Annotated in this window: 8 protein-coding genes; 4 read left to right on the top strand and 4 right to left on the bottom strand. The window is 69.5% G+C overall.

All coding sequences use genetic code 11. The features are described 5' to 3' along the window. The 4 genes from VGD70_RS17835 to VGD70_RS17820 form a co-directional block, all read right to left on the bottom strand. Nucleotides 1–533, bottom strand: a 533-nt coding sequence (locus VGD70_RS17835; protein ID WP_331082650.1) for a GTP-binding protein, incomplete at its 3' end; no start/stop codon positions are given. After that, nucleotides 514–1,137, bottom strand: coding sequence for a DUF742 domain-containing protein (locus VGD70_RS17830; RefSeq protein ID WP_331082648.1), 624 nt, complete (start codon nt 1,135–1,137; stop codon nt 514–516). The genes VGD70_RS17830 and VGD70_RS17835, both read right to left, overlap by 20 nt. 118 nt (nt 1,138–1,255) lie before the next feature. Beyond that, complete coding sequence (locus tag VGD70_RS17825) at nt 1,256–1,681, bottom strand: roadblock/LC7 domain-containing protein (protein WP_075134342.1); 426 nt, start codon at nt 1,679–1,681, stop codon at nt 1,256–1,258. Then, a complete protein-coding gene (locus VGD70_RS17820) occupies nt 1,678–4,719 on the bottom strand; it encodes a nitrate- and nitrite sensing domain-containing protein (RefSeq protein WP_331082646.1) in 3,042 nt (1,013 codons plus the stop codon). The genes VGD70_RS17825 and VGD70_RS17820 overlap by 4 nt, the downstream gene beginning before the upstream one ends. A 644-nt stretch (nt 4,720–5,363) precedes the next feature. Between VGD70_RS17820 and VGD70_RS17815 the strand changes: the two genes are divergently transcribed. Genes VGD70_RS17815 through VGD70_RS17800 form a run of 4 tightly spaced genes read left to right on the top strand, consistent with a single transcriptional unit; the run spans nt 5,364 to nt 8,901 of the window. Further along, nucleotides 5,364–6,401, top strand: coding sequence for an ABC transporter substrate-binding protein (locus tag VGD70_RS17815; RefSeq protein WP_331082644.1), 1,038 nt, complete (start codon nt 5,364–5,366; stop codon nt 6,399–6,401). Between the two features lie 5 nt (nt 6,402–6,406). Continuing rightward, a complete protein-coding gene (locus tag VGD70_RS17810; protein ID WP_331082642.1) occupies nt 6,407–7,180 on the top strand; it encodes an ABC transporter permease in 774 nt (257 codons plus the stop codon). Nucleotides 7,181–7,205: 25 nt separating this feature from the next. Beyond that, on the top strand, nt 7,206–8,015 hold the full coding sequence (locus VGD70_RS17805) for an ABC transporter permease (RefSeq protein ID WP_331082641.1): 810 nt from the start codon (nt 7,206–7,208) through the stop codon (nt 8,013–8,015). 1 nt (nt 8,016) lies between these two features. Further along, a complete protein-coding gene (locus VGD70_RS17800) occupies nt 8,017–8,901 on the top strand; it encodes an ABC transporter ATP-binding protein (protein ID WP_331082639.1) in 885 nt (294 codons plus the stop codon). Nucleotides 8,902–8,924 lie beyond the last annotated feature (23 nt).

Raw genomic sequence — 8,924 nt, 5'->3', positions numbered from 1 at the left:
CGGTCGCGTGCGTCGCACGTGACCACCGGGACCGACTGCTCGATCGTGAGCGCGTCGCGCACGTCGTCGACGCGGTGGTGGAGCACCCGGTCGAAGCAGTTGATCGCCACCACGTAGGGCAGCTGGCGGTCCTCGAAGAAGTCGATCGACGCGAACGCGTCGGCGAGCCTGCGCGTGTCGACCAGGACCACGGCTCCGATGGCGCCGCGCACGAGGTCGTCCCACATGAACCAGAACCGGTGCTGACCCGGCGTACCGAACAGGTACAGGATCAGGTCACTGTCCAGCGAGACGCGCCCGAAGTCCATGGCCACCGTGGTGGTGACCTTGTTCGGCGTCGCCGAGAGGTCGTCCACGTCCACGCTGGCCTCGGTCATGACGGCCTCGGTGGTGAGCGGGACGATCTCGGACACGGAGCCGACAAGGGTCGTCTTGCCGACCCCGAACCCGCCGGCGACAACGATCTTGGCCGAGGTTGTCGGCTGCGGTGACGTGCCGCGCGGGCTGAGGGGACTAGAGCCTGCGGAGACCACTGAGCACCCTTTCCATGAATTCGATCGACGGCCGGTCGCCAACGACCATGCCGCTCTGATGGATCAGGACCAGCCCCATACCGGCCATGTCTCCGATCAACACCCTGGCCACCCCGAGCGGGAGCCGCAGATGAGCGGCCACCTCCGCGACGGACCTGGTGTCCAAGCAAAGGCCACAGATCGACCGGTGCTCAGGTAGCACGGCCGCGTCCGGGGCCTTCCCCCGATCGCTGGTGGACACCAGCGCCTCGATCGCAAGATCATAGTCGGACCTCGTTCGGCCACCCGTCTTGGTGTACGGCCGTACGAGCGATCCGGTCTCGTGGGCGGCGGGAGCGCCGCGGCCGATCGGGCCGCTGCCGAGCAGGTCGGCGCTGGAACCCCAGACGCCGCTGCCCGAGACGGCACCGATCCCACTGTCCTCCGGACCGATACTGGGGATCTCCTTGCTGTCCCAGGCGGACTGCGCCGGAATCCCCGAATCGCCGTACAGCGTCGCCCCGGGCCCCCCGAACAACCGCGCCCGGAAACCGTCGACGTCGAACCGGTTCGGTGCGTCGCCGACATCATGCTCGGGGAGGTCCTCCCAACCTTTCTCCGGCATCTCTACTCGCCTCCGCTCTGACTCTCCGGCGCGCGGCAATCGGCGCTGCAGGTGGCCTCGAGTTGGACGCATAAGGCCCAGCCTCCGCTCCGCTTCCGCTTCCGCGCGGTGAGCATGCTTACCTGCGCTGTGCGCCCTGTAGCTGGGCACGCAATTCCGGAGTCATCTGCTGGCCGACCCGCTCGACCAGCAGTGTCATCTCGTAGGCGACCAGCCCGATGTCGCAGTTCGGCGCGGCCAGTACCGCGAGGCACGAGCCGTCCGAGATGGACATCAGGAACAGGTACCCGCGGTCCATCTCGACCACGGTCTGGTTGACCCCGCCTGCCTCGAAGCACCTCGCGGCGCCTTGGGTGAGGCTGACCAGGCCGGAGGACACCGCCGAGAGCTGCTCGGCGCGGTCCCGCGGTAGGCCCTGAGAGCCGGCGAGCAGCAGGCCGTCCGCCGACACGACGACGGCATGGGCCACGCCGGGAACCTGACGGACGAAATCTGTGATGAGCCACCCGAAACTTCCGGGCTGATTTGCGGACGCGGTCGTCACTCCTGCTCCTCGTCTTGACGGCTGTCCTCGGGACCGGACTGGTCACCAGCGTATGCCTCGATCAAGGCGTGCCGGCCACGCCGGACACCCTGCTGGAAGCTTGACATGCGACCTCGGACGGCATCGGCCGAGCGCGGTGGCAGAGGCGGAGCCGCTGGGGTCTCCGCAGCGGACTCCGCGTGGCGCGGAGCCGCAGAGCCCGGCACGAGGTGTGCCTTGGGCACCCGCTTGGGCAGACCCGCTGTGGTCTGCGCCTCCGGGGTGGTCTCGAGTAGTGCCTGGGCGGCGAGCCACCCGTCGTCACCAGGCGAGGTCCACGCGGCCGGCACCGGCTCCGGCTCGGGCGGCGGCGGTGCCTCCTGGGGAGGCGCCGCGTGGTGCGAGCCGTTGGTGCCGTTGGTGCCGTTCGAACCGTTGGTGCCGTTGGTGATCGTCTCGACCGGCACCCCGGCGGGGGGCTGCTCGGGCGGTTGCGCCGGCTGGCGCGGGGTGGACCCGGTGTCCGCGGCCTCGAACCATTGCGACAGCACGGCCTCATAGATGGGCAGTCGCTCGGTCGGCGCGTCCACGCTCAGGTCGACCCCGTCCTGCACCGGGCGGCCGGCACCGAGCGGCGGGTAGCCGCCGGTTCCCGTGTCCGTACTGTCCGCGGGCCCAGGCTCGGGCAGCGGGTTGCCGAACAGGGCGACCGTGTGCTGCTCGTCCTGCCGGCCGTTCTGCGGGCCCGGTTCGGGCTGGCGAACGGTCGGCGGCTCGGTCGACACGCCGTTGGCGGTGGCCGAGCCGGTGTTGTCGTAGCCGAGGGTGAAGGCCGGGTAGCCGGCGACCTCCTCGGGCGTGCGGTCCTGCCGGGTCTCCTGGCCGGGCTCGCCCGCCGAGGTGCCGTCCGGCCGCAGCCGCGGCATGCCGCCGGTGAACGCGCCGGCGATACCACTGTTGCGGGTGGGCAGGTTCACGTTGGGGCTGCCCAGGCCGATACCGGTCGGCGCGTCGGAGGCGGCCGCGGCGAGCGAGGACGTCGTCGACGTGGCCGACATCGACCTCGGCGCCTGGCCGGCCGGCTGGACCAGCTCCGCCGGCACGTTGATCCGGGCGATCAGGCCGCCCTCGATGTCCTCGTTGTCCCGCAGCCGCACGATGATGTTGTGCCGCTTGGCCAGCCGGGCGACCACGTACAGACCCATGCGCCGGGTCACCGCGACGTCCAGGTCCGGCGGGTCGGCCAGCCGGGCGTTCGCCGCCTCGATCTCGTCCTCGGACATACCGACACCCTGGTCGGTGATCTGGATGGCGAGCTCCTTCTTGCGCGTCATCGCCATCCGGACGATGACCTTCTTCTCCGGCTCGGAGAAGAAGGTGGCGTTGTCGAGCAGCTCGGCGATGACGTGCACGAGGTCGGAGACCGCGCGACCCTGCACCGCGACCTCGGGCGCCGAGGCGACCTCGATCCGGGCGTAGTGCTCGACCTCGGACACCGCCGCGCCGACGACCTCGGACGCGGGCACCGGACGGTTGAGCTGGCGGGACAGCCCGGTGCCCGAGAGCACCAGCAGGCTTTCCGAGTTCCGCCGCATCCGGGTGGCCAGGTGGTCGAGCTCGAACAGGCTCGCCAGCTGGTCGGGGTCCTGCTCGTCCTGCTCCAGCCGGTCGATCAGGGACAGCTGGCGTTCGACCAGCGCCTGGGACCGGCGGGACAGGTTGACGAAGATCGAGTTGATGTTGTCGCGCAGGAGGGCCTGCTCGGTCGCCATCAGGACCGCCTGCTCCTGGACCGCGTCGAACGAGCGGGCCAGCTGGCCGGTCTCCTCGCGGGTGAACACCGCGACCGGCTCGACCGCGTGCTTGGCGGCCTCGGCCGGGTCCGGGTCGGCGAGGATGCGCTGCACCGAGGCCGGCAGCCTGCGGTTCGCGACCTCCAGCGCCTCCCGGCGCAGCACCCGCAGCGGCTTCAGCAGCGACCGGGTGACGATGGTCATGAGGGCGAGGGCGAGCAGCAGGGCCGCGAGCACGATCGCCGAGTCCCGCCACGCCGACTGGGTGGCCTGGTCGGCGAGGGCGTTCGCGTCGTCCCGCAGGCCGTTGAGCAGGTCGGTCTCGACCGCGCGCAGGTGCTCCAGCGTCGCCGAGCCGGTGTTGGTCAGCTTGGCGTCGTCGATGTTGAGCGACACCCGGTTCTCCGGGGTGGACGCCTCGGCGGCGGCGACGGCCTGCGCCTTGATCCGCTGCCGGTCGTCGACCTCGCGGCCGGAGACGGTGTCGGAGTAGAGCTGCAGCTGCTCGGTCGAGGCGTTCGCGCGGTAGTCGGCGAGCGCGCTGGCCGCGCTGGACTGCGCGTCACGGACACGCTGCAGCAGGTCGGCGGGGAACTCGTCGCGCACGGCCGCGATCTGCAGGATCGCGTTCTCCTTGCCGACGTTCTCCTTGGACTCCGCCAGCGACTGGATGACGTTGCTCTCGCGGAGCAGGTCCCGGTCGGTGACCGCGGTGTTGATCTCGCGGCCCAGCCGGACCAGCGCGTCGAGCACCGCGGAGTACGCGGCGAAGACGGCGGAGTCCGGGTACGCGGTGTCGTTGGCGGTACGCCGGATCGCGGTGAGCGCGGACAGCCGCTGCAGGCCGATGTTGTAGCGCTGCTTCGCGGCCTCGTCGCTGGTGTCCAGCGTGCGGGCCGCGGCCTGGGCCGACTCGACGGCCTGGTTGACCAGGTTGATCTGGGTGTCCAGCTCGGTGCGCGCGCCCTGGCGGCCGTTGGCGACCCGGGCGACGGCGATCGTGCGCTCCTTCTGGAGCTCGTGCACGACGCTGGTCACGTTCCGGGCCAGGTCGACCTGGCTCACGGTCTGCCGGAACTCGCCGGCTCGGTCGAGGTCCACCTTCGCGCGCAGCCCGCCGAGGATCAACGCGGTGAGCGTCGGCACGATGATGACGGCGATGACCTTGGTTCGCAGCCGCCAGTTGCGCATACGCAGGCGGGAGCCGCCCTTCATGGCGTTCGGCGGCACCGGACGGCGGCCGGGTGCGGATTTCTGGTCAGGCACGGCGGCACCATAGTCGGTGCGGTTGCCGGCGCGGCGTGGGACGTCAGCAGTGTGGTCGGGCACTCCCAGCACTCTCCCTGGTTGTCAAGCCGGTAGCCCGCCAGCTCGAACGGACAAGTACCCCAGTGAGGACGCCGACCCACCGGGCGCCCCCAGCGGTTGCGCACCCATGCAGCTCCACTTCCCAGCTCCCACTGCCGGGAAGCACGCGCAAGAACATCTGGGCGCGCTCCTTAACCGCTTCGATGAACCTCTACCTCACTGTGGCCACAGAAGGTAGCGGAGTCTACCCGTTGATGTAAGCCCTCCGGACGGATGGTCACACATCAGGGTCTGAAAAGTCACACCCAGACAACGATTTTTCTCGATCGGTTTAGCTCGAGGCGTCCACCAACGGGTGATGAAGGTCCCTCACAGTAGCGGTTGCATCGCAGGTCGTGACGTCTGTTTGTCTCCAACATCCACTCTGTGCATGTGGGATGACGCTCGACATGCTCCGTTTCACCCGTAGTCATCACCTGGATAGCAGAACCCGGGCACTGATTGTGACCTCGGGGAGACACTCTCTAGAGTGGCGACCTGGTGTACGGGGCACCACCCATGTTGGCTTTTCACGACACCCTCACCCACGAGGAGAGGCTCCAATGCCGAACGGCGTCACCGGGCGCGGCCTCCGCTCCCGTCTTCCCCTAGTCGCGACCGCGTTGACGCTGGTCACGACCCTGACCAGCTGTGGGCTGCTTGGCGGCTCCGACGCGAGCAACGCACCCGCCCAAGGCGGGAGCGGCGGTCTCGAGAAGACCTCCATCAAGGTCTCGATCATGAAGACCACCGACCTCGCGCCCTTCCACCTCGCCATGAAGAAGGGCTTCTTCGACAAAGAGGGCCTCAAGGTCGAGTTCGTCCAGGCACCCAGTGGTGGCGAGTCGGTGACCAAGCTGGTCGCCGGCGAGGTGGACATCTCCTACTCCAGCTACACCCCCTTCTTCCTCGCCGAGAGCAAGGGCGCGGCACAGAAGAACGGCGGCATCAAGATCGTCGCCGACGCGGCGTCCGCCGGTCCCGGCAGCACGATGGTCGTGGCCACGCCGGACTCGTCGGTGAAGTCGGTCAAGGACATGGCGAACAAGCGGGTCGCGATCACCGCGACCGGCACCATCTCCGACCTGCTCACGATGTCCACGCTCAAGACCAACAACGTGGACTGGAAGGGCATCACCTGGGTCAAGACCCCCTTCCCGGACACCGCCGCGCGGCTCAAGGCGCACGAGGTGGACGCGGCCTTCGTCACCGAGCCGTTCCTCACCCAGACGATGCGGGTCGCGGGCGCGCAGCCGATCTTCGACACCGCCGTCGGCCCGACCGCTGACATGCCGGTCGCCGGCTGGGGCTCCACCGGCAAGTTCGTCAAGGACAACCCGAACACCATCGCCGCGTTCCAGCGCGCGATGCAGAAGGGCACCGACCTGGCGCTGTCCGACCGTTCGCTGGTCGAGCCGCTGCTGGTCGAGTTCTCCGGCGTCGACGAGGACACCGCGAAGATGGCGACGCTGCTGACCTTCCAGTCCAAGCTCGACGCCACGCGCCTCCAGCGGGTGCCGGACCTGATGCTGGAGTTCGGCGTCATCAAGAACACGATCGACGCGTCGAAGATGGTCGTCGCGTCTGCTCCGTCCAGCTGAGTTCGTTGCGTCCATTCATCAGAAACCTGATTGGGCTGGTCGGCTTCTTCCTGCTCTGGGAAGGAGCCGTCCGGCTCAACCTGATCGAGCGGGTCTTCCTGCCGACGCCGACCGACGTGTTCGCCCGGCTGGTAGGCCTGCTCGGTCAGGAGACCTTTCTCCGTGACGTGATCGCGACCGTGCTGGCGTGGCTCATCGCGCTGGTGGTCGCGATCGCGATCGCGGTCCCCGCGGGCCTGCTGCTCGGCAGCCTCCCGTCCGTGCGGATGGCGACCCGGGTGCTGGTGGAGTTCCTCCGCCCGATCCCGCCGGTCGCGCTGATCCCGCTGATCATCATGACGCTCGGCTCCGGACCCGAGGCGAAGATCACCCTCGCCGTGTACGCGTCCGTGTGGCCCATCCTGTTCAACATCATCTACGCGCTCGACGACATCGACCCGCTGCTCGTGGACACCGCCCGCTCGTTCGGCAACAGCCGGCTGCGGGTCGCCGCCACGGTCGCGCTGCCGCACGCGGCGCCGTTCGCGTTCACCGGCCTGCGGCTCTCCGCGGCGATCGCGCTGATCGTCACCGTCTCGACGGAGTACCTCGCCGGCAGCGACCTCGGCGTCGGCGCGTTCATCATCAACGGCGCCAACAGCGTCGACGGCATGGACGAGGTGCTCGCCGGCACGATCGTCATCGGCCTCGTCGGCTACCTGGTCAACGAGGGTTTCGAGCGCCTCGGCAAGCGGATGTTCCGGTGGAGCGACACCACCCGCGCGGAGGCGCTGTCATGAGTGAGCGTGCGAGCGAGGGGTCGTCGTGAGGCGGGTTTCTGGGTTCGCGACGCGGTGGCTGGTGTTCGCGGTCGCCGTCGTGGCCTGGCAGCTGGTCACGCAGGCCGGCGCCGACCCCTACTTCCCCACCCCGCTGGAGATCCTGCGGCGCTGCAAGGAGCTGTGGCTCACCAGCCCGACCGGCGGGTTCGCCATCGCCGACACGGTCTACGTCGACATCCTCCCGAGCCTGGGCCGGGTGCTGCTCGGCTGGGCGCTCGCGGCGGTGATCGGCATCGTCGTCGGCACCGCGCTCGGCCGGTCGCGGACCGGCATGGACTACGTCGGCCCGTTGTTCGCGTTCTTCCGGGCACTGCCCTCGCCGGCGCTGCTGCCGGTGTTCCTGCTGCTGTTCGGCATCGAGTCCGGCATGAAGATCGCGCTGATCGTGTTCGCCGCGATCTGGCCGGTCCTGCTGAACACGGTCGACGGCGTGCGCTCGGTCGACTCGGTGAAGACCGATACGGCCAAATCGTTTCGTACGCCGCGCAGCCAGTGGGTGATGATGGTGGTGCTGCCGGCGGCGCTGCCCAAGATCTTCGCCGGGCTGCGGCTCAGCCTCGCGATCTCGGTGATCCTGATGGTGGTGTCCGAGATGGTGGGCGTCACCAGCGGCATCGGCTACCAGCTGCGGAACGCGCAGTCGTTGTTCGAGTTCACGACGATGTGGGCCTGGATCGTGTTGCTCGGCATCATCGGATACGGCCTGAACCTCGCACTGCTCGCCGTCGAGCGCCGGGCACTTCGCTGGCAGCCGACCCGGGCCGCCGTTCAGACCGCCAAGGCAGGAGGGTGACATGCCGACCATGCTTGAGGTGCGCGACCTGGCGCACCGGTACGGAGCGGGGGCCGGCGCGCACGTGGCGGTGTCGGACCTCACGTTCACCGTCGCCGAGGACGAGCTCGCGTGCATCGTGGGGCCGTCCGGCTGCGGCAAGTCGACCCTGCTCCGGTGCATCGCCGGGCTGATCAGGCCCACCGAGGGCTCGGTGACCCTGCACGGCGACCCGGTGCAGGGCGTGCCGGACGACCTCGCGGTGGTGTTCCAGGACTACAGCCGCTCGCTGTTCCCGTGGCTGTCGGTGCGCGGCAACGTCGAGTTTCCCTTGCGTACCAGGGTGTCCAACCGCTCGGCGCGGCGCGCGCGGGCACTGGAGGCGCTGGAGTGGGTGGGGCTGTCCGACGCCGCGGGCAAGTACCCGTGGCAGCTGTCCGGCGGCATGCAGCAGCGGGTGTCGATCGCCCGCGCGCTGGCCTGCCAGCCGTCGCTGCTGCTGATGGACGAGCCGTTCGCGTCGGTCGACGCGCAGACCCGGGCCGAGCTCGAGGACCTGCTGCTGCGGGTTCGCCGCGAGCACGAAAGCACGGTGCTGCTGGTCACCCACGACATCGACGAGAGCGTCTACCTGGGCGATCGGGTGCTCGTGCTGTCCCGCTCCCCCGCGTCGATCGTCGCCGACCTCACCGTGGACCTGCCGGCCGAGCGGGACCAGATCACCACCCGCGGGTCGGCCACGTTCGTCGAGCTCCGCACCGAGATCGCCCGGCTCCTGCACGACAAGACGCCGGCCACCACCGCGGAGCCGGCGCCGGCCGACTCGTCGAAGTCGGACGAGGAGCGGGCCGCGGAACGCTTCCTCGAGGCGGAGCGGGAGGAAGCACGCCAGCAGTCCACGCGCTGAGCCGGCCCCTCGGGAGCGGCAGC

This window comes from Actinophytocola sp. (assembly GCF_036402745.1).
Taxonomy (GTDB): Bacteria; Actinomycetota; Actinomycetes; order Mycobacteriales; family Pseudonocardiaceae; genus Actinophytocola.
This window is presented reverse-complemented; position numbering and strand designations above follow the sequence as displayed.